The organism is Kribbella sp. HUAS MG21 (assembly GCF_040254265.1).
GTDB lineage: Bacteria > Actinomycetota > Actinomycetes > Propionibacteriales > Kribbellaceae > Kribbella.
In genome coordinates this window covers 1,394,564-1,412,899 of the sequence record NZ_CP158165.1, presented here as the reverse complement: position 1 = coordinate 1,412,899, position 18,336 = coordinate 1,394,564, and the positions used below count along the sequence as shown (strand labels likewise).

The window sequence follows — 18,336 nt, the reverse complement described above, 5'->3', positions numbered from 1 at the left end:
CATGCCTGTCCGTAACGACCTGCGCAACGTCGCGATCGTGGCCCACGTCGACCATGGGAAGACCACCCTCGTCGACGCGATGCTGTGGCAGTCCGGCGCGTTCGGGGCCCACCAGCACGTGGACGAGCGCGCCATGGACTCCGGCGACCTGGAGCGTGAGAAGGGCATCACGATCCTCGCCAAGAACACCGCCGTCCGGCACAAGATGGCCAACGGCGAGCAGGTGACGATCAACATCATCGACACCCCCGGCCACGCCGACTTCGGCGGCGAGGTCGAGCGCGGGCTGTCGATGGTGGACGCGATCGTGCTGCTGGTGGACGCGTCCGAGGGTCCGCTGCCGCAGACCCGGTTCGTGCTCCGCAAGGCGCTGGCCCGGAAGATGCCGGTGATCCTCGTGGTGAACAAGGTGGACCGCACCGACGCCCGGATCTCCGAGGTCGTCGACGAGACGTACGAGCTGTTCCTGGACCTGCTCGACCACGACGCCGACCAGAGCGCGCTCGACTTCCCGGTCGTGTACGCGTCGGCCCGCGCCGGCCGCGCCTCGCTGACCCAGCCGGAGGACGGCGGCCTGCCGGATTCGGAGGACCTCGAGCCGCTGTTCGAGACGATCCTCGCCAACGTGCCGGCTCCGGAGTACGTCGAGGACGCGCCGCTGCAGGCCCACGTGACGAACCTGGACGCCTCGCCGTTCCTCGGCCGGCTCGCCCTGGTGCGGGTGCACGAGGGGACGCTGAAGAAGGGCGCGCAGGTCGCCTGGTGCAAGCACGACGGGACCATCGAGCGGGTCAAGATCACCGAACTGCTGGTCACCGAGGCGCTCGAGCGGGTGCCCGGCGACTCGGCCGGGCCGGGCGACATCGTCGCGATCGCGGGCATCCCGGAGATCATGATCGGCGACACCCTCGCCGACCCGGAGAACCCGAAGCCGCTGCCGCTGATCACCGTCGACGAGCCGGCCATCTCGATGACGATCGGCACCAACACGTCCCCGCTGGCCGGCCGGACCAAGGGCACGAAGGTGACCGCCCGCCTGGTGAAGGACCGCCTCGACAAGGAGCTGGTCGGCAACGTGTCGATCCGGGTCCTGCCGACCGAGCGGCCGGACGCCTGGGAGGTGCAGGGCCGTGGTGAGCTGGCGCTCGCGATCCTGGTCGAGCAGATGCGCCGCGAGGGCTACGAGCTGACCGTCGGCAAGCCGCAGGTGGTCACCCGGGAGATCGACGGCAAGCGCCACGAGCCGGTCGAGCGGCTGACCATCGACTGCCCCGAGGAGTACCTCGGCACCGTGACGCAGCTGCTCGCGGTCCGGAAGGGCCGGATGGAGCAGATGACCAACCACGGCACCGGCTGGGTGCGGATGGAGTTCCTGGTGCCGGCCCGCGGCCTGATCGGCTTCCGCACCGAGTTCCTCACCGACACCCGCGGTACCGGGATCGCGCACCACGTGTTCGAGGGCTACGAGCCGTGGTTCGGCGAGCTGCGCACCCGCCCGAGCGGTTCGCTGGTCGCGGACCGGGCCGGCGCCGCGACGTCGTACGCGATGATCAACCTGCAGGAGCGCGGCACGCTGTTCGTCGAGCCGACCACCGAGGTGTACGAGGGCATGATCGTCGGCGAGAACTCGCGCGCCGACGACATGGACGTGAACATCACCAAGGAAAAGAAGATGACCAACGTCCGGTCGTCCACCGCCGACGAGTTCGAGAAGCTGGTCCCGGCGCGCAAGCTGTCGCTGGAGCAGTCGCTGGAGTTCTGCCGCGAGGACGAGTGCGTCGAGGTCACCCCGGACGCGATCCGGATGCGCAAGGTAGCCCTCACCCAGATCGAGCGCGCCAAGCTCGGTCGCAAGTCGAAGAGCTGACAGATGCTGGATCGTGCCGTGATCGACGGGCTGTTCCCGACCGACCTGCCGGAGCCGCAGTACTGGGAGGACCGGTACCCGGAGCGGGACCTCCCTGACGGGGCCAAGGTCACGCGGCTCGGGCCGTCGCCGACCGGTTTCATCCACATCGGCGGGGTGTACGTCGGGATGATCGACCGGGACGTCTCGTCGAACTCCGGCGGCGTGTACCTGGTGCGCGTCGAGGACACCGACCAGTCGCGTGAGGTCGAGGGTGCGCTCGAGCAGTTCGCGCGCGCGTTCGAGTACTTCGGCATCAGCTCCGACGAGGACAAGGACCACGGCGCGTACGGGCCCTACCTGCAGTCCGGGCGCGAGCAGATCTACCTGACCTACGTGCGGCACCTGCTCCGCCAGGGCAAGGCGTACCTGTGCTTCGCGACGAAGGACGAGCTCGCCGACATCACCGCCCGCCAGCAGGCTTCGAAGCTCCCGACCGGGTACTACGGCAAGTGGGCGATCTGGCGCGACGCCGATCCGTCCGACGTCGCCGCGAAGCTCGCCGAGGGAGCGCCGTACGTTGTCCGCTTCCGGACGCCGGACGACGCCAACGGGCAGCGGACCAGCTTCGAGGACGCGATCCGCGGCCGGCTCGAGCACGAGGCGAACCGGAACGACGCGGTCATCCTGAAGTCGTCGGACCAGTCGCCGCGGCTCCCGACGTACCACTTCGCGCACGCGGTCGACGACCACCTGATGCGGGTGAACCTGGTGATCCGCGGCGACGAGTGGATCTCGTCGGTGCCGCTGCACCAGCAGCTGTTCGCGGCGCTCGAGTTCGAGCCGATCCAGTACGCGCACATCGCGCCGCTGATGAAGCAGATCCCGGGTGGCAAGCGGAAGCTCTCGAAGCGCAAGGACCCCGAGGCGGGCGTCGACTTCTACATCGGCGCGGGCTTCCCGGCCGACGCGGTGCTGTACTACCTGCGCGGGCTCGCCAACGGCCGGCTCGCGGAGCTGCCGCTGGCGGAGGCGCTGAGCACGCCGATCGACCTGAGCCTGTGCGGCGCCGCCGGACCGCTCGTCGACCTGGTGAAGCTGGAGGACATCAGCGCCGACCACATCGCGACGCTGAGCGGCGAGCAGATCCTCGACGCCGTCCGCACCTGGGCCACGCAGTACGACGCCGAGCTCGTGCCGGTGCTCGACAACGAGAAGGACCTGGCGCTGCGGGCGCTGGCGGTCGAGCGGGACGGCGTGGAGAACCCGCGCAAGGACCTCCGCAAGTGGTCGGACTTCCGCTCGGCGTACGGCTTCTTCTTCTCCGAGTTGTTCGAGCCGGTCGACGGTCCGGACGACGAGCGGCTGGCTCCGCTCGGGGTGGCCGCGGACGTCACGCGCGCGTTCGCCGCGGATGTGGTGGCGGGCTACGAGCATCGCGACGACCCGCAGGAGTGGTTCGGCCAGGTCCGCGACCTCGCCGCGAAGCACGGGTTCGCGCCGAACGCCAAGGAGTACAAGAAGAATCCGGACGCGTACCCGGGCTCGATCCGCGAGGCCTCGCAGCTGGTCCGGGTGGCGATCACCGGTGCGACCCGGAGCCCGGACCTGCACGCGACCGCCCAGGCCCTCGGCGAGCCCGAGGTCCTGCGCCGGCTGCGGGCCCTCGCCGGCACCGCTTAGAGCACGAACTGGACACGGCACCGGCCGGAGCGCACTGACGCGTCCGCGGGTGTGATACACCATTGCTCGGTCGGTGCGGGGGAAAGAAAGTTCTGACTTGTTACCAACCAGACGTGAAGTAGCGACGTCTGTCTTGTGGAAGCACTCTTTGGGGGAAGGACAAGGGAACATGGGGATTCTGCGTAAGTTCGGCGCTGCTCTGACGGCCGCCGCGTTCGTGGGTGCCGGCGTCCTGTCGGCGACAGCCACGGCCGAGGCCGCGCCTCAGGTCTCGGCGTCGGCGCAGAAGTCGACCACGGCTCCGGCACCGGTCGGGCAGCCGCCGCGGGCCACCGCGGCGAAGCCGAAGGCGACCTCGACCAGCAAGGCGATCGCCAAGTACCGGATCGACCGGCGCTGTATGACGAAGGGCAGGGTGCTGTGCATCAACAAGCGCACCCGCAAACTGGTGTACATGGTGAACGGCAAGCCGACCCAGGTGATGGATGTCCGGTTCGGTTCCCGCCAGACGCCGACGCGTAACGGCGTCTTCCGGGTCTACCGCAAGTCGAAGAACCACGTGTCCTCGCTGTACGGCTCGAAGATGCCGTACGCGATGTTCTTCAGCGGCGGCCAGGCGGTGCACTACTCCTCGGACTTCCGCGCCCGCGGCTACAACGGCGCCTCGCACGGCTGCGTGAACGTCCGCGACAAGAAGAAGATCGCCTGGGTGTTCGCCCGGGTGAAGACCGGCGACAAGGTCGTCGTCTACAGCAAGTGAGCTGACGTCGTACCAGCGGCCGGGACCTACTCCCCGGCCGCTGTCGCGTTCTGAAAGGCCTTGTAGAGCCGCGGCTCCACCAGACAGAACGTGGCCTTGGCGACGCTGGTCGGCGTACTGCGGAGCGTCCGCACGGCGATGTCCGCGGCAGACTGCGCCGGCCACCCGTAGATCCCCGCCGACACCGCGGGCAGCGCCATCGTCCGTACGCCGAGCTCGTCCGCGGTCCGCAACGCGTTGCGATAGCAGGACTCGAGCAACGCCGGGTCCCGCTGGCCGGCGGTGTAGTTCGGCCCGACGACGTGGATCACGTACGACGCCGGTAGCGCGCCTGCCGTGGTCCACACCGCCGTACCGGTCGGGGTGCCGTTCGGTACCGCTCGACGAGCTCCGCGAGGATCTCCGGGCCGCCCGCACGATGGATCGCCCCGTCGACACCGCCACCGCCGCGCAGGGCGTGGTGAGCGGCGTTGACGACCGCGTCCGCGGGCACCGTGGTGATGTCGGCGGTGCTCAGCACGATCTCCATCCGCGGGTTCCTCCGGTACGCTGAGCCAACCAGATGGCCGGTGAGGACGTCCTACAAGTGTAGGGACGGGGCTACTTAAGGGGACTCGATGCGCGGGCTGCTGATACGCAAGATGCTGGCACCGATGGTCGTCGGCGCGGTGCTTGCTGCACTCCTGAGTTCCGGAACGTCGGCGACTGCGGTCTCGCAGGAGCTGAAGACGGTGCCGTTCGAGGTCAGCGGCGAGCTGCCGATCTACCCCAAGGCGCTGTGGAAGAACGGCTCCAGCGGGACCAACGTCCGCAAGCTCGAGGCCCGCCTGGTGCAGCTGAAGCTGCTCGAGAAGCGCTACCTGGACAACGACTTCGGGACCATGACCCGGTCCGCGGTGAAGAAGTTCCAGAAGTCCAAGGACATCCCCCAGCTCGGGTACGTCGACCAGAACACGTGGGACCAGCTGGCCAAGGTGACCCGCGAGCCCACCCAGGCCGAGCTGTACCCGCCGGCGCCAGTGGTGGACGGCAAGAAGCTCGACGCCCGGTGTGCGACCGGTGTGGCGCTGTGCATCGACAAGACCAGCCGCAAGCTGCGGTACGTCGTCGACGGCGTCGTGAAGATGCAGATGGACGTCCGGTTCGGCGCGGTGAAGACCGCGACCCGCGAGGGCAGCTTCACGGTCGGCTGGAAGAGCCGGAACCACGTCTCGAAGCTCTACGACTCGAAGATGCCGTACGCGATGTTCTTCAGCGGCGGCCAGGCGGTGCACTACTCCTCGGACTTCGCGGCCCGCGGCTACAACGGCGCCTCGCACGGCTGCGTGAACGTCCGCGACCTCGGCAAGATCAAGGTCCTGTTCGACCAGGTGAACGTCGGCGACAAGGTCATCGTCTACCGGTCGTAGTACGGCGGGATTTACAGCGGGCGCGGTCCGCGGCGCCGGCGGAGGGCGCCCCAGCCGCCGCGGCCGCGGCCGGTGGCGGCGCGCAGAGCGGGACGGGCGTCGACGAGGTACACGGCGGACGCGACGATGCCGATCAGGCCGAAGAAGCTCAGCCAGTGCTGGAACACCTGGCTCAGCGTGAACACGGACAGGATCAGCACCCAGCCGGGCTTGGTGAGCTTGTCGGCGGCGATGAACACCGCCCGCGGCCGGAGGAGCGCGTCGGCCAGCGCGACCAGCTTGATCGCGATCAGCACCCACCAGATGACCGACAGCGGATCGCCGAACCCTGGGATCAGGCTCTGGAAGGTGTTCATGCTACGAGCCTAACCGACGGACCGGGCGGCCCACCGCTGCCGAGTCGCAGCCGTGGACCGCCCGGGACGATGATTCACCCTGAGGTGATGGCTCGTCACTGTCGGTGAAGCTCAGTCGCCGACCTTGGTGGCCGCGGACTCGGCGGCCTTGGCGGCGGCCTTCGCGGTCTTGCGGGCGCTGGTCGCGGTGGCCTTCACGTTCCGGGACGCGGTCTGCGCGGTCTTCTTCGCGGTGGTGCGGGTCGCCTTGGCCTTGCTCGCCGTGGTCTTGGCGGTGTTCACCAGGTCCTCGGTCGCCTGCTGGTGGCGGATCCGCTCGACCAGGTCCTTGCCGCGGCCGGCGAGGTCCTCGTAGGTCTCCTCGGCCTGGCCGAGCACGACGGTCAGACCGGCCTGGGCGGTCTTCGGCAGCTCGCGCAGCTTGGCCGGGGCGGTGCGGGCGTCGGCGACGATCGCCTCGAAGCGCTTGGTGAGCTCGCTCTGCGCCTTGGTGAACTCCTTGGTGAGCTCGCCCTGCAGCGTCTTCTGGTCGAGCTTCGCGAACCGGGCGGTGACGTCGACGCCCACGGCGCGGACCTTCTCGACCGCGAGGTCGCCGGCGCCGGCGATCGCGTAGAACGGGGTAACGGGCGTACGGGTAGCCATCAGGCTTCTCCTCGGGATGTCAGCAGGAATCAGTCGGTGGTGCGCTTGCCGGCCGCCGGCTTCCGCGCCGGCGGTTCTTCCGGGGTGTTCTCGCGGACGAACGACGCGTAGACGTCCAGCAGCACACGCTTCTGCCGTTCGTTCAGCGCCGGGTCGAGCAGGACGGCGTCGACCACCCCGGAGGGCTGCTTGCCCTCCTGGCTCTCGTCCGGATCGAGGATGCCGGCCCGCACGTACAGGGTCTCCGCGGAGATCCGCAACGCCTTCGCGAGCTGCTGCAGCACCTCGGCCGACGGTTTCCGCAGGCCGCGCTCGATCTGGCTGAGGTACGGGTTCGACACACCGGCCAGGTCGGACAACTGCCGCAGCGACAACTGCGCGTGCCGCCGCTGCTCGGCGAGGTACTCCCCGAGGGAGCCCACCGCCCCAGCCGCCCGATCACTCAACTTGGCCATGTGTCCAGTGTGCTAGCAAGGTGCTTGCAATTGCAAGCGGGCACCCCGTGAGGCCGCTCACGTACGGCGGGTGACCGGATCTACTGCTCCCGGAAGACCTTGTGCTGGGCGGCCTGGGCGCGCGGGCGGACGGTGATCCGGTCGATGTTGACGTGCGCCGGGCGGGTGGCGATCCAGGCGACGATGTCGGCGACGTCCTCGGACGTGAGCGGTTCGCGGACACCGGCGTACACGGCGTCGGCCTTGGCCTGGTCGCCGTCGAAGCGGGTCAGCGCGAAGCCCTCGCTGCGGACCATGCCGGGCGCGATCTCGCTGACCCGGACCGGCTGGTCGTACAGCTCCAGCCGCAGCGTGTCGACGACCGCCTTCGCGCCGTGCTTCGCGGCGACGTACCCGCCGCCGCCCTCGTACGCGACCTGGCCGGCCGTCGAACCCATCACGATGATTGTGCCGCGGCCGGCGATGAGTGCCGGGAGCAACGACTTGGTGACGGCCGCGACCGCGATCACGTTCACCTCGTACATCCGCCGCCACGCGTCCAGGTCGGCCTCAGCCACCGGCTCCAGCCCGAACGCGCCGCCGGCGTTGTTCACCAGCACCTGCAGCTCGTCCCCGACGGCCGCGGTCAGTGCGGCGACATCCTCGGCGGACGTCACGTCACACTGCACCGCGCGGCCGTCGATCTCCTTCGCCAGCGCCTCGATCCGGTCCAGCCGCCGCGCGGCGCAGATCACCTCGAACCCCTCGCGGGCCAGGTACCGCGCCGAGGCGGCTCCGATCCCACTGCTCGCACCGGTCACCACGGCCAGAGGACGCTCGCTCGAAGTCATACCCCAAGCTTCTCAAAATCCTCCGCGCGCTCCGCCGGGAGTCTCACTGGCCGTCGGGCCGCGGCGACCACCCCGGCGAGCGCGGCCAGGCTGACCGCCAGGAAGCCACCGAGCATCCCCAGCGTCTGTACGTCGGGATGGATCAGCGCCTGGCCCCGGAACGCCTGGACGGTCACGGTCAGCATCACGCCCGCGTAGGCGAACGCGGCCACGCCGACGAGCCGCGCCCGGACCCGTTCCGGCCGCAGCCACGCCACGCGTCGCCCGAGCAGGTGCAGCGCCAGCAGCACGATCAGCAGGAAGTGGATCGCGTGCAGCCCGACGAAGTGCGGGATGCGCAGGTCGCCGCCGACCGTGCTCCAGTTCGTCAACGGCAGACCGGGCCCGCCCGCCTCGACGCCGATACCGTGGCTGCCGCCCAGCGTGACCGGGTTGCCGTAGGCGTCCGTGACCTGCTCGTTCTGCGAGTTGGCGCCGACCAGGTAGAACGCGATCGCCATCCCGGCGGTGGCCAGGCCGACGCCGACCCGGATCACCCGGTTCAGCGGCTTGTCGCCGACGCGTTGGAACAGCAGCATGATCGCCACCACCAGGCTCGCCCCGAACAGCCCGATGACCCCGGACATGAAGACCTGCTGCCCGACCTGGTTGAACGTGTCGGTGTTGGTGTTGAAGTGGCTGAACGTCCCGCGCGCGGCCTGTACGGCGATGAACCCGACGTCGACCACGCCGGTCAGCGCGAACACCGTCCCGGTCCACCAGCCGAACCGTTTCGCCTTCCGCAGCTTGGACAGCAGCCACGCGAGCGTCGCGCCGTACAGCACGAACGAGATGCCGAACTTGAACGGCTTGAGCCACACGGACTCGTTGAGGATCTCCCGGTTGTCGACCGCGAGCCCGACCCCGGCGGCCAGGGTGAGAGCGGCCATGGCGAGCACCATCAGCATCAACGGACGATGCCAGGACCTGACTTCTTCGAGGACTGTACGCATGACTTCATGCTTTCGGCGCGCGGCGCGGAGCACAGTGGGGCGAGTCCGCCAGTGGGGGTGGTGGTAGGCCCACCGTCCTGCCCGGATAGGGAGAAGTCCCGATTCCCGGTGCGGGCCCCGGAGTTACCCTGACCAGGTGACCGACTTCTCCGCCGACCGTCCTCTCCGGCGGGTCGCGATGATCAGCCTGCACACGTCGCCGCTCGACCAGCCCGGCACCGGGGACGCCGGCGGGATGAACGTGTACGTCGTGGAGCTGTCGAAGCAGCTGGCCGGACTCGGGATCGAGGTCGACGTGTTCACCCGGGCGACCGCGTCGGCGCTGCCCGCGCGGGTCGAGCTGCTGCCCGGCGTGATGGTCCGCAACGTCGCCGCCGGCCCGTACGAGGGCCTGACGAAGAACGAGCTGCCCGCCCAGCTGTGCACGTTCGCCCGCGCGGTGCTGCGCGCCGAGGCGATCCACGAGCCCGGCTGGTACGACGTGATCCACTCACACTACTGGCTGTCCGGCCAGGTCGGCCTGCTCGCCCGCGATCGTTGGGCGGTCCCACTGGTTCACACGATGCACACGATGGCCAAGGTGAAGAACGCCAGCCTGGCCGAGGACGACGTACCCGAGCCGCCCGCGCGGCTGCTCGGCGAGGAGCAGGTGGTGGAGGCCGCGGACCGCCTGCTGGCCAACACGGACGACGAGGCGCGCGAGCTCATCGAGCTGTACGGCGCCCAGCCTTCGAAGGTCGGGGTGGTGAATCCGGGCGTGGATCTGGAGCTGTTCAGCCCTGCGGACGTGGCTGCCGCTCGTCGTGCGGTGGGGTTGCCGGAGGATGCCGTCGTACTGGCGTTCGTCGGGCGGATCCAGCCGTTGAAGGCGCCCGATCTGTTGATCAAGGCCGCGGCGCGGATGCTGGAGCGGGACCCGTCGCTGCGGGACCGGCTGGTGGTGGCGATCATCGGCGGGCCGTCGGGCAACGGGATGGAGCACCCCGAGTCGCACGCGGAGCTGGCGCGGGCGCTGGGCATCGACGACGTGACCCGGTTCGTGAAGCCGATGGAGCGCGAGCGGCTGGCCGACTGGTACCGCGCGGCCTCCGTCGTGTGCGTCCCGTCGTACTCGGAGTCCTTCGGGCTGGTCGCGCTGGAGGCCCAGGCGTGCGGTACGCCGGTGGTCGCGGCGGCGGTCGGCGGCCTGAGTACGGCGGTCGTGGACGGGCGGACCGGGTTCCTGGTGCGTGGGCACCGGGTGGACGACTTCGCCGACGCGCTGGCGCGGATCGCGACGGATCCGGCAGTCCGCGAGACCATGAGCCACGCGGCGGTCGCGCACGCACGGGGGTTCGGCTGGCAGTTGACCGCCCGCAAGACGCTGGCGGCGTACCGGACCGCCGCGCAGACGATGGCGACGGAGATCGCCGCGGAGGTGGCCGGGTGAGAGTTTCAGCGGCGGACGTGATCCGCCAGGTGCTGACCGAGAACGAGCTCGACTTCACCGAGAGTGAACCGGGCGCGTTCGTCGCGGACCTGCCGGGGGAGCGGAAGCTCAAGACGACCGTCATGCTGACCGTCGGCCCGCAGTCGGTCCACGTGCACGCGTTCGTCGCGCGGCGCCCGGACGAGAACCACGAGGCGGTCTACCGCTGGCTGCTGGAGCGGAACCTGAAGATGTACGGCGTCGCGTTCGCCGTCGACCACCTCGGCGACATCCACCTCGACGGGCGCGTGCCGCTGCATGCGATCACCCCGGCCGAGGTGGACCGGCTGCTCGGGGCAGTGCTGGAGTACGCCGACACGTCGTTCAACACGATCCTCGAACTGGGCTTCGCGACGTCGATCCGGCGCGAGTACGACTGGCGGGTGTCCCGCGGCGAGTCGACCCGGAACCTGGACGCTTTCAAGGGCTGGCTGGAGCCTCGGTAGTCTTCGGGTATGACCTATCGCCTGATCCTGCTCCGCCACGGCCACAGCGACTGGAACGCCAAGAACCTCTTCACCGGCTGGGTCGACGTCGACCTGAACGCCCAGGGCGTCGAGGAGGCGCAGCGCGGCGGCGAGCTGCTCCGCGACCGCGACCTGCTGCCCGACGTACTCCACACGTCGCTGCTGCGCCGCGCGATCCGGACCGCGAACATCGCCCTCGAGGTCGCCGACCGCCAGTGGATCGACGTACGCCGGTCCTGGCGGCTCAACGAGCGGCACTACGGCGCGCTGCAGGGCAAGGACAAGAAGCAGACCCTCGAGGAGCTCGGCGAGGAGCAGTTCATGCTGTTCCGCCGCTCCTACGACACCCCGCCGCCCGCCATCGAACGCGGCTCGGAGTACGACCAGGCCGGCGACCCGCGGTACGCCGCCCTCCCGCCGGAGCTGCTGCCCGCGACCGAGTGCCTGAAGGACGTCGTCGAGCGGATGCTGCCGTACTGGTACGACGCGATCGTCCCCGACCTCCGCGACGGCAAGACCGTCCTCGTCACCGCCCACGGCAACTCCCTCCGCGCCCTCGTCAAACACCTCGACAACCTGGACGAGAAGACGATCGTGGGCCTGAACATCCCGACCGGCATCCCGCTCTACTACGAACTAGACGAAAACTTCAAGCCCCTCACCGCGGGCGGCGAATACCTCGACCCCCAGGCCGCCAAGGCCGCCATCGAAGCCGTAAAAAACCAGGGCCGCTAACCCACCCCAGCCGCGCCGGACCCCCAAAGGACACGCCTCCGGCGCGGCTGCCCTTTGCCGGCTTCGCCGGGCGCGCATCAGGCACCGCCGGTCCGGAGGTACTGGCGCACCCGCCGGCGCTTACAAGCAAAGGACACGCCTGCGGCGCGGCTGTCTGTTGCCGGCTTCGCCGGGTGCGCGTCAGGCACCGCCAGGCCCGAGGCACCGGCGCATCTGCCGGCCTCACGAGCAGAGGACACGCCTCCGGCGCAGCTGTCCTCTGCCGGCTTCGCCGGGGTGCGCGCCGCTAGGCCCTGGTACCGGCGCATCCCCGCGCGGCGACGGAGAAGGGTCACGCCTGCGGCGCGGCCGTCTAGTGCCGGCTCCGCCGGGGAAGTCGGGCACTGCCGGGCTGGGGCTGGTGGCGCGTCCGCGGGTGGTGGCGGAGGACGGACACCCCTTCGGTGCGGCTGTTTTGTTGCCGGCTCGCCGGATGCGCGGCTGGGTAACACCGGCGAGCGTGCTGGCGCCTGCCCGGTCGCGGCTGGGGGACGGGGCACGGTTACGGGGATGGTCGCGCCGCGGCGCGCGTGTGTGCCCCGGCCTTGCCGGGACGCGTCAGGTGGTGCCGGGCTGGGTGGTGGCGCCGGGCTGACGGCGCGGGCCTGGTGGTGCGGGGCTGGGCGGCGTGGCCAGGGCGCACCTCGTGGGGCAGGTGCTCGGCAGCCACGGTGCGCAGAGCGTCGTCGGTCTGGGTATCCCGACATCCTGTTGTCTAGCTGGAGCCGTACCGACCAACGGGTAGTGGTCGGTGTCAGAGCTGGGATTCGGGCCAGATCACGCTCGGGAGGTGCGCCAACCCACTACCACTACCCGTTGTTCTGCACGTTCACCCGCTGCGCCGCCGCTCTGACGACGCTGGCGACCACCCACTGCGGATCCCCGATCACCTGCTGATACGTGAACCGGAGCACGAGCCACCCGGCGACGACCAGCTCGTCGTAGCGGCGGCAGTCTGCGGTGAACTTCGTGGGTGAGCCGTGGAACTCGTAGCCCTCGGCCTCGAGTGCGATGCGGGCCGCGCGGTGGCCGAGGTCCACGCGGATTCGCCGGCTGCCGAGTTCCACCAGGACCTGTGGTTCGAAGCCGGGGACGCCTGCGTCGATCAGCAGGCCGCGCAGGATCGATTCGAGAAAGCTCTCCGCGAGCCCGGTCGCGGCGCCGGCGACTCGCCTGACGTTCGGCCGGCCGAAGCCCGACAGGGCCTCCGCGGAGGCGACCAGTTCGTCCGAGCTGATCCGGCCGGTTGCCAGCGCGGCGTCGGCTACGGCCAAGGCCTCGCCGAACGGGAGGATCCTGGCGCAGTCGAGGACAGTGCGGTGCAGGGAAGTCCGGCGTGAGCGGTGGTCGGCGGCCGGGAGGTCCGCCCAGTGCAGCACAGCGGGTGGACCAGAGCGCGCGTTCCGGTTCGTCGGCAGGGTGATGTGCGGCTTCTGCGGTGTCAGGAGCAACGGGAGCCGCCACGCCACGGCTGCGCTGAGGTGCGAGACCACCCCGTCGTAGGCGATCGCCGTCGCCAGATCCGTCCCGATTCCCGGGAGCGCGTAGACGCCGCGGGTCAGCCGTTCGACATCACCGCGCCGGACCGCCGCTGCCAGCGCACGCCGGGACGTCAGCTGCACCAACTCTGCGGCACCGGCCCAGCCTCCCAGCCGGGCAAGAACCTCCACGACGGACGTCACCCAAGCATGATGCGGGCCGACGGCGGAGGCCGGTTTGAGTTATCCACAACGCACCGAAGAACGGGTACTGGTACCGCCCGGCGGCCCCGGCCGCGCTTGAGATCACGTGCTACCTGGCCAATACCCAGCACCACTACCCGTTCGTCGGTACGACAACAGGCGCCCCCGGCAACTGTCTGCCGGGGGCGCCTGTGAGAGTAGGGTCAGTTGCCGTTGGGGTTGGGGGTTGAGGCGCCGGCGCCGGAGCCGGCGGCGGTGCCGCCGATGGCTACCGGGAGTTCGCCGGTGACGAGGTAGACGACGCGGCGGGCCATGGCTACGGCGTGGTCGGAGATGCGCTCGTAGTAGCGGCTGAGGAGGGCCATGTCGACGGCGACCTCGACGCCGTGCGGCCAGTGCTCGTCCATCATCAGGCGGAACTGGTTGGAGCGGAGTTTGTCCATCTCGTCGTCGCTGGCCTCGAGCTTGCCGGCGGCCTCGACGTCGCGGGAGGCGATCACGTCGCCGGCGGCGTCGACCATCTTGCCGGCCACCGAGCCCATGGCCTCGATGACCTCGTGCAGCTCGGTCGGGATCGCGGGGGCGGGGTAGCGCATCCGGGCGATCTTCGAGATGTGGGCGGCGAGGTCGCCCATCCGCTCCAGGTCCGCGACCATCCGCAGGGCGGCGACCAGCATCCGGAGCTCGTTGGCGACCGGCGACTGCCGCGCCATCAGCTCGAAGACCTTCTCCTCCACGCCCTCGCCGGCGGCGTCGAGCTGGATGTCGGCCGCGATGACCTCCTCGGCCTGGCGGATGTCCGCGGCCAGCAGGGCGGCCGTCGAACGGCGTACGGCGGTGGACACGGTCCGCGTCATCCGCTCCAGCTCGGCGAGGATGTCGTCGAGCTGCTCGTGGTACGTGTCACGCATGGTGTTCGAATCCGATCTGTGGTGTCCGGGTGCGCGGCGGCGCACCGGCACGGTACCCGCTCAACGGTGACCGTATGCCGTCGAGGTTGCCGGACGGCGACGAGTGGTGAACGCCTGATGAACAGTTGAGTCGCGTCCCGGTCATCCGGTGCTCATTCGGTCTTTCCCTGCTGGTTGCCCGCGTAGCATCGATGGCGTGGACCCCACGCTGGCTGCGGTGCTGGGCGGCGTCATCGGCGCGGCCCTGGCTCTGCTTTCGCTCGGCGCGATGGTGTTGTCGGAGCGGGCCCAGCGCAAGATCCCGGAGTCCCCGGACCCGGCGGTGCCCTCGGGGGTCGCGACGGTGCTGTCCGTACTGCGTTCCTCGGCCGTCGTGATGGGCCCGGAGGATCAGGTGCTGCAGGCAAGCGCCCCGGCGCACGTGCTCGGCATCGTCCGGGGTGAGCGGCTGGTCGTCGACGACATCCTGACGATGGTCCGCCAGGTCCGCCGCGACGGCGAGATCCGCCAGCAGGACCTGGAGATCGTCCGGGGCCGGCTGGGCGCCACGCAGTACGTCAGTGCCCGGGTGGCGCCGCTGGGCAGCCAGCTGGTGCTGGTGCTGGTCGAGGACCGGACCCGGGAGCGCCGCCTGGACGCGATCCGCCGGGACTTCACGGTGAACGTCAGCCACGAGCTGAAGACCCCGGTCGGGGCCCTGATCCTGCTCGCCGACGCGGTCTCGGAGGCGTCCGACGACCCGGAGGCGGTGCAGCGGTTCTCGGACCGGATGCGGGTCGAGGCCTCCCGGCTCAGCCGGCTGGTCAAGGAGATCATCGAGCTGTCCCGGCTGCAGGGCGACGACCCCCTGGAGAACCCCGGCCCGGTGGACATCAACGCGGTCATCGAGACCGCGGTGGACCGGTGCCGGATCGACGCCGAGGACCGCGACATCAAGATCGTGGTGAAGACCGAGCCCGAGCTCGAGGTGCTGGGCAGCGAGGACCAGCTCGCGATGGCGATCGGCAACCTGGTCGAGAACGCCATCAACTACAGCCCGGACGGCACCCGGGTCGCGGTCGCCGCGCATCCGATCGGCGACCTCGTCGAGGTGACGGTGTCCGACCAGGGCGTGGGCATCCCGAGCGGCGACCTGGAGCGCATCTTCGAGCGGTTCTACCGGGTCGACCGGGCCCGCAGCCGGGAGACCGGCGGCACCGGCCTCGGCCTCTCGATCGTCAAGCACATCGCGTCGATCCACGGCGGCGACGTGCGGGTCTGGAGTGTCGAGGGCCAGGGCTCGACCTTCACCGTCAGACTCCCGTTGCGGCTCGAACCCGCGCCGGGGCAGACCGACTCCGCCAGCCAGGAGGAGGCGGCCGTAAACCTGACGCCTACCCCGTCAGGTCAGATCGCAAAGGAGACAGCTTCGTGACCCGAGTGCTGGTCGTCGAAGACGAAGAGAGCTACAGCGACGCGCTGTCGTACGTGCTGCGCAAGGAAGGTTTCGAGGTCGCCGTCGCGGAGACCGGGCCGGACGCGCTGGACGAGTACGACCGCGCCGGTGCGGACATCGTCCTGCTCGACCTGATGCTGCCGGGTCTGTCCGGCACCGAGGTCTGCCGGGCGCTCCGCAGCCGGGGCAACGTCCCGGTGATCATCGTCAGCGCCAAGGACACCGAGGTGGACAAGGTCGTCGGGCTCGAGCTCGGCGCGGACGACTACGTCACCAAGCCCTACAGCCCGCGCGAGCTGCTGGCCCGGGTGCGCGCCGTACTGCGGCGCGGCCAGGACGTCGAGCTGCTGCCGGACACGCTCGAGGCCGGGCCGGTCCGGATGGACGTCGAGCGGCACGTGGTGACGGTGGGCGGCACCGAGATCCGGCTCCCGCTGAAGGAGTTCGAGCTGCTCGAGATGCTGCTGCGGAACACCGGCCGGGTGCTGACCCGCGGCCAGCTGATCGACCGGATCTGGGGCGCCGACTACGTGGGCGACACCAAGACCCTGGACGTGCACGTGAAGCGGCTGCGCTCGAAGCTCGAGAAGGACCCGTCGAACCCGCAGCACCTGGTCACGGTCCGTGGCCTGGGCTACAAGTTCGAGTCCTGAGTCACAGCCCCGCGGGTCGCGACGGCCCGCGGAGTTAGCTTAGGCTCTCCTTAGTTAAGGCAAGCTAAGGAGAGTTCCACATGTCCTGGTCCCGTTCCAAGGTCGTCAGTACGGTCACCGCCGTGCTGCTCGCCACGACCACGCTGGCCGCGTGCGGCAGCGACGGCGACAAGCAGGCCGAGTCGGCCGGTACGGCGTCCTCCGGGTTCCCGGTGACGCTGAAGAACACGTTCGGCGAGACCACGATCAGCAAGAAGCCGGAGCGGATCGTGACGCTCGGCTGGAACGCCCAGGACGTGGTCTACGCGCTCGGCGAGACGCCGGTCGGGATGCCGAAGGTCACCTACGGCCCGACCCCGGAGGGTGTCACCGCGTGGGATGCGGACAAGTTCGACAAGTCGAAGACGACGCTGCTGGACACCGGCGACAAGTACCCGTTCGAGCAGATCGCGGCGCTGAAGCCCGACGTGATCCTGGCGCCGTACGAGGGGTTCGACGAGGCGACGTACAAGACGCTGAGCGGGATCGCGCCGACCGTCGCGTACCCGGGAGCGCCGTGGCAGACCACCTGGCAGGACCAGACGCTGCTGGTCGGTGAGGCGCTCGGCAAGAAGGCCGACGCGGAGAAGCTGATCAGCGGGATCCAGGACAGGATCAAGCAGGTCGCGGCCGAGCACCCGGAGTTCAAGGACAAGACCATCACGGTCGGCTCCTTCGGCCCGGAGAACTACATCTACATGCCGGGCGACCCGCGGGTGCAGATCCTGAACGAGATGGGCTTCAAGAACGCGCCGGGCGTGGAGGCGCTGGAGAAGACCAACACCAAGAAGGAGTTCTCGATGACGGTCAGCAAGGAGAAGGTCGCCGACGTCGACTCCGACGTGCTGATCGCGTACGTCGACGGGATCGGGACGCAGAAGTTCCTGGCCGACCCGGTCTACTCGTCGCTGAAGGCGGTCAAGGGCGGCGGGGCGTACGCGCTGCAGGACCAGCAGGTGATCTCCGGGATGAGCGCGGTCAGCGTGCTGAGCGTCCCGTGGGTGCTCGACAAGATGATCCCGGGCCTGTCCAAGGCCGCCTCGGCTAGCAAGAACTGACCTGAGCCGACCTGAGAGCTGGTACGACGAGCCGCGGCCACCGGCTCGGCGTACCGACGGGCCGTCCCGCGCCGGGGCGGCCCGTACTCGTCTGTGTTACTCGTGCCCGCCGGCCGGGCTCGGGGAGTAGTGATTGTCGGCGAGGACCGGCACGTGCACCGTGATCGGCGCCGCGTTGCCGAAGGTGATCGTCACGTTGACCATCTGGCCGGGCTTGGCGCCGTCCACGGCGATCGCCGGGCCGGCTTCTTCCGCACCTGGGGTCGGGGCGCCAGTAGGCGTCTCGGTAGGCGTCGTCGTCGGCGCGGGCGTGCCCTCGGCCGCGGGGTGCTCGGCGCCGGTGCCCGGCAGGAGCAGCGCGGAGTTCGGCTTCAGGTCTACCGGCTTGGTCAGGCCGGTGAAGGTGACCTTGCCGGGCTGGTCGCCGCCGGCCTGGCCGTCCGCCGTGCCGGGCGGGGCCTGCTCGATCGCGGCCAGGGTGTCCGCCTGGTCGCCGTCGTTCACGATCACGCCGTGCAACGCGCCCTTGCCGGCGTCGTCGGCCAGCACCAGCAGGTTGCGGACCTTGAGTTGGCCGGACTCGACGTTCGTGCCCTCGGCGGCCTGGTACGGCTGCAGGGTCGGTGCGGAGAAGTTCGCGCCGCACGCCGCCAGCGCGATACTGAGAGTGGCGGCGGCGCCCGCCAGCGCGGTACGCCGGGCGATCCGCGAGGACAACGTGATACGCACTGGAATCCCTCTCGTGCAAGCTGTTTCGGCCTGTCGCGGCCTGGTCTGCGACAACCTGTGGACGCCGTCAGGCAGCGGCCTCCGGCGCCCCACAGCGTAGCCCGCGACGTCGCCGGGCCGGACGCCGGGATCCCCTTCGAGGGG

20 protein-coding genes are annotated in these 18,336 nt (G+C 69.9%); 10 read left to right on the top strand and 10 right to left on the bottom strand.

The annotated features are described in order from the left end of the window. Position 1: 1 nt before the first annotated feature. The 3 genes from typA to ABN611_RS06810 all read left to right on the top strand — a co-directional run bounded on the left by typA (position 2) and on the right by ABN611_RS06810 (position 4,289). Positions 2 to 1,867, top strand: a complete 1,866-nt coding sequence (typA, locus tag ABN611_RS06820; protein WP_350278931.1) for a translational GTPase TypA — start codon at positions 2 to 4, stop codon at positions 1,865 to 1,867. Positions 1,868 to 1,870: 3 nt separating this feature from the next. Further along, positions 1,871 to 3,529: a glutamate--tRNA ligase family protein gene (locus tag ABN611_RS06815; protein ID WP_350278930.1), complete on the top strand. Its 1,659-nt coding sequence runs from the start codon at positions 1,871 to 1,873 to the stop codon at positions 3,527 to 3,529. A gap of 169 nt (positions 3,530 to 3,698) precedes the next feature. Further along, positions 3,699 to 4,289, top strand: coding sequence for a L,D-transpeptidase family protein (locus ABN611_RS06810; protein ID WP_350278929.1), 591 nt, complete (start codon positions 3,699 to 3,701; stop codon positions 4,287 to 4,289). Between the two features lie 26 nt (positions 4,290 to 4,315). On the opposite strand, the gene ABN611_RS06805 is transcribed toward ABN611_RS06810, so the two are convergent. Further along, positions 4,316 to 4,636 carry a macro domain-containing protein gene (locus tag ABN611_RS06805; protein ID WP_350278928.1) on the bottom strand — a complete coding sequence of 107 codons (321 nt, stop codon included), beginning with the start codon at positions 4,634 to 4,636 and terminating at the stop codon, positions 4,316 to 4,318. Next, a complete protein-coding gene (locus ABN611_RS06800; RefSeq protein WP_350278927.1) occupies positions 4,597 to 4,818 on the bottom strand; it encodes a macro domain-containing protein in 222 nt (73 codons plus the stop codon). The genes ABN611_RS06805 and ABN611_RS06800 overlap by 40 nt, the downstream gene beginning before the upstream one ends. A gap of 88 nt (positions 4,819 to 4,906) precedes the next feature. Between ABN611_RS06800 and ABN611_RS06795 the strand changes: the two genes are divergently transcribed. Next, the gene (locus ABN611_RS06795; protein WP_350278926.1) at positions 4,907 to 5,698 is read left to right on the top strand and encodes a L,D-transpeptidase family protein; all 792 of its coding nucleotides are present in this window, start codon (positions 4,907 to 4,909) and stop codon (positions 5,696 to 5,698) included. Positions 5,699 to 5,709: 11 nt separating this feature from the next. Here ABN611_RS06795 and ABN611_RS06790 read toward each other — a convergent pair whose 3' ends face one another. The 5 genes from ABN611_RS06790 to ABN611_RS06770 form a co-directional block, all read right to left on the bottom strand. After that, positions 5,710 to 6,054: a DUF2516 family protein gene (locus tag ABN611_RS06790; RefSeq protein ID WP_350278925.1), complete on the bottom strand. Its 345-nt coding sequence runs from the start codon at positions 6,052 to 6,054 to the stop codon at positions 5,710 to 5,712. Between the two features lie 111 nt (positions 6,055 to 6,165). Further along, complete coding sequence (locus tag ABN611_RS06785) at positions 6,166 to 6,699, bottom strand: hypothetical protein (protein WP_350278924.1); 534 nt, start codon at positions 6,697 to 6,699, stop codon at positions 6,166 to 6,168. Positions 6,700 to 6,728: 29 nt separating this feature from the next. Next, the gene (locus tag ABN611_RS06780) at positions 6,729 to 7,154 is read right to left on the bottom strand and encodes a helix-turn-helix transcriptional regulator (RefSeq protein WP_350278923.1); all 426 of its coding nucleotides are present in this window, start codon (positions 7,152 to 7,154) and stop codon (positions 6,729 to 6,731) included. An 80-nt stretch (positions 7,155 to 7,234) separates the two neighbouring features. Then, positions 7,235 to 7,984, bottom strand: a complete 750-nt coding sequence (locus ABN611_RS06775) for an SDR family NAD(P)-dependent oxidoreductase (protein WP_350278922.1) — start codon at positions 7,982 to 7,984, stop codon at positions 7,235 to 7,237. Beyond that, complete coding sequence (locus ABN611_RS06770) at positions 7,981 to 8,976, bottom strand: hypothetical protein (protein WP_350278921.1); 996 nt, start codon at positions 8,974 to 8,976, stop codon at positions 7,981 to 7,983. The genes ABN611_RS06775 and ABN611_RS06770 overlap by 4 nt, the downstream gene beginning before the upstream one ends. A 136-nt stretch (positions 8,977 to 9,112) precedes the next feature. Between ABN611_RS06770 and mshA the strand changes: the two genes are divergently transcribed. From mshA to ABN611_RS06755, 3 genes are read left to right on the top strand one after another with little or no spacing between them, the layout of a single operon-like run. After that, the gene (gene mshA / locus ABN611_RS06765; protein ID WP_350278920.1) at positions 9,113 to 10,405 is read left to right on the top strand and encodes a D-inositol-3-phosphate glycosyltransferase; all 1,293 of its coding nucleotides are present in this window, start codon (positions 9,113 to 9,115) and stop codon (positions 10,403 to 10,405) included. Continuing rightward, positions 10,402 to 10,890 carry a YbjN domain-containing protein gene (locus tag ABN611_RS06760; protein ID WP_350278919.1) on the top strand — a complete coding sequence of 163 codons (489 nt, stop codon included), beginning with the start codon at positions 10,402 to 10,404 and terminating at the stop codon, positions 10,888 to 10,890. Before mshA ends, ABN611_RS06760 begins: the two co-directional genes overlap by 4 nt. Before the next feature lie 9 nt (positions 10,891 to 10,899). After that, positions 10,900 to 11,646: a phosphoglyceromutase gene (locus tag ABN611_RS06755; protein ID WP_350278918.1), complete on the top strand. Its 747-nt coding sequence runs from the start codon at positions 10,900 to 10,902 to the stop codon at positions 11,644 to 11,646. Between the two features lie 848 nt (positions 11,647 to 12,494). Here the strand turns inward: ABN611_RS06755 and ABN611_RS06750 are convergent. Both ABN611_RS06750 and phoU read right to left on the bottom strand, forming a co-directional pair. Then, positions 12,495 to 13,367, bottom strand: coding sequence for a type IV toxin-antitoxin system AbiEi family antitoxin domain-containing protein (locus tag ABN611_RS06750; protein ID WP_350278917.1), 873 nt, complete (start codon positions 13,365 to 13,367; stop codon positions 12,495 to 12,497). A 203-nt stretch (positions 13,368 to 13,570) separates the two neighbouring features. Continuing rightward, positions 13,571 to 14,278, bottom strand: coding sequence for a phosphate signaling complex protein PhoU (phoU, locus tag ABN611_RS06745; RefSeq protein WP_350278916.1), 708 nt, complete (start codon positions 14,276 to 14,278; stop codon positions 13,571 to 13,573). Between the two features lie 196 nt (positions 14,279 to 14,474). On the opposite strand from phoU, the gene ABN611_RS06740 reads away from it, so the two are divergent. The 3 genes from ABN611_RS06740 (at position 14,475) to ABN611_RS06730 (ending at position 17,463) form a co-directional block, all read left to right on the top strand. Further along, positions 14,475 to 15,692 carry an ATP-binding protein gene (locus ABN611_RS06740; protein ID WP_350278915.1) on the top strand — a complete coding sequence of 406 codons (1,218 nt, stop codon included), beginning with the start codon at positions 14,475 to 14,477 and terminating at the stop codon, positions 15,690 to 15,692. Then, complete coding sequence (locus tag ABN611_RS06735) at positions 15,689 to 16,366, top strand: response regulator transcription factor (RefSeq protein WP_141858161.1); 678 nt, start codon at positions 15,689 to 15,691, stop codon at positions 16,364 to 16,366. The genes ABN611_RS06740 and ABN611_RS06735 overlap by 4 nt, the downstream gene beginning before the upstream one ends. Before the next feature lie 80 nt (positions 16,367 to 16,446). After that, positions 16,447 to 17,463, top strand: a complete 1,017-nt coding sequence (locus ABN611_RS06730) for an iron-siderophore ABC transporter substrate-binding protein (protein WP_350278914.1) — start codon at positions 16,447 to 16,449, stop codon at positions 17,461 to 17,463. 96 nt (positions 17,464 to 17,559) lie between these two features. Here the strand turns inward: ABN611_RS06730 and ABN611_RS06725 are convergent, their stop codons facing one another. After that, positions 17,560 to 18,192 (bottom strand): hypothetical protein, encoded by a 633-nt coding sequence (locus ABN611_RS06725; protein WP_350278913.1) that lies wholly within the window; start codon positions 18,190 to 18,192, stop codon positions 17,560 to 17,562. Between the last annotated feature and the right edge of the window lie 144 nt (positions 18,193 to 18,336).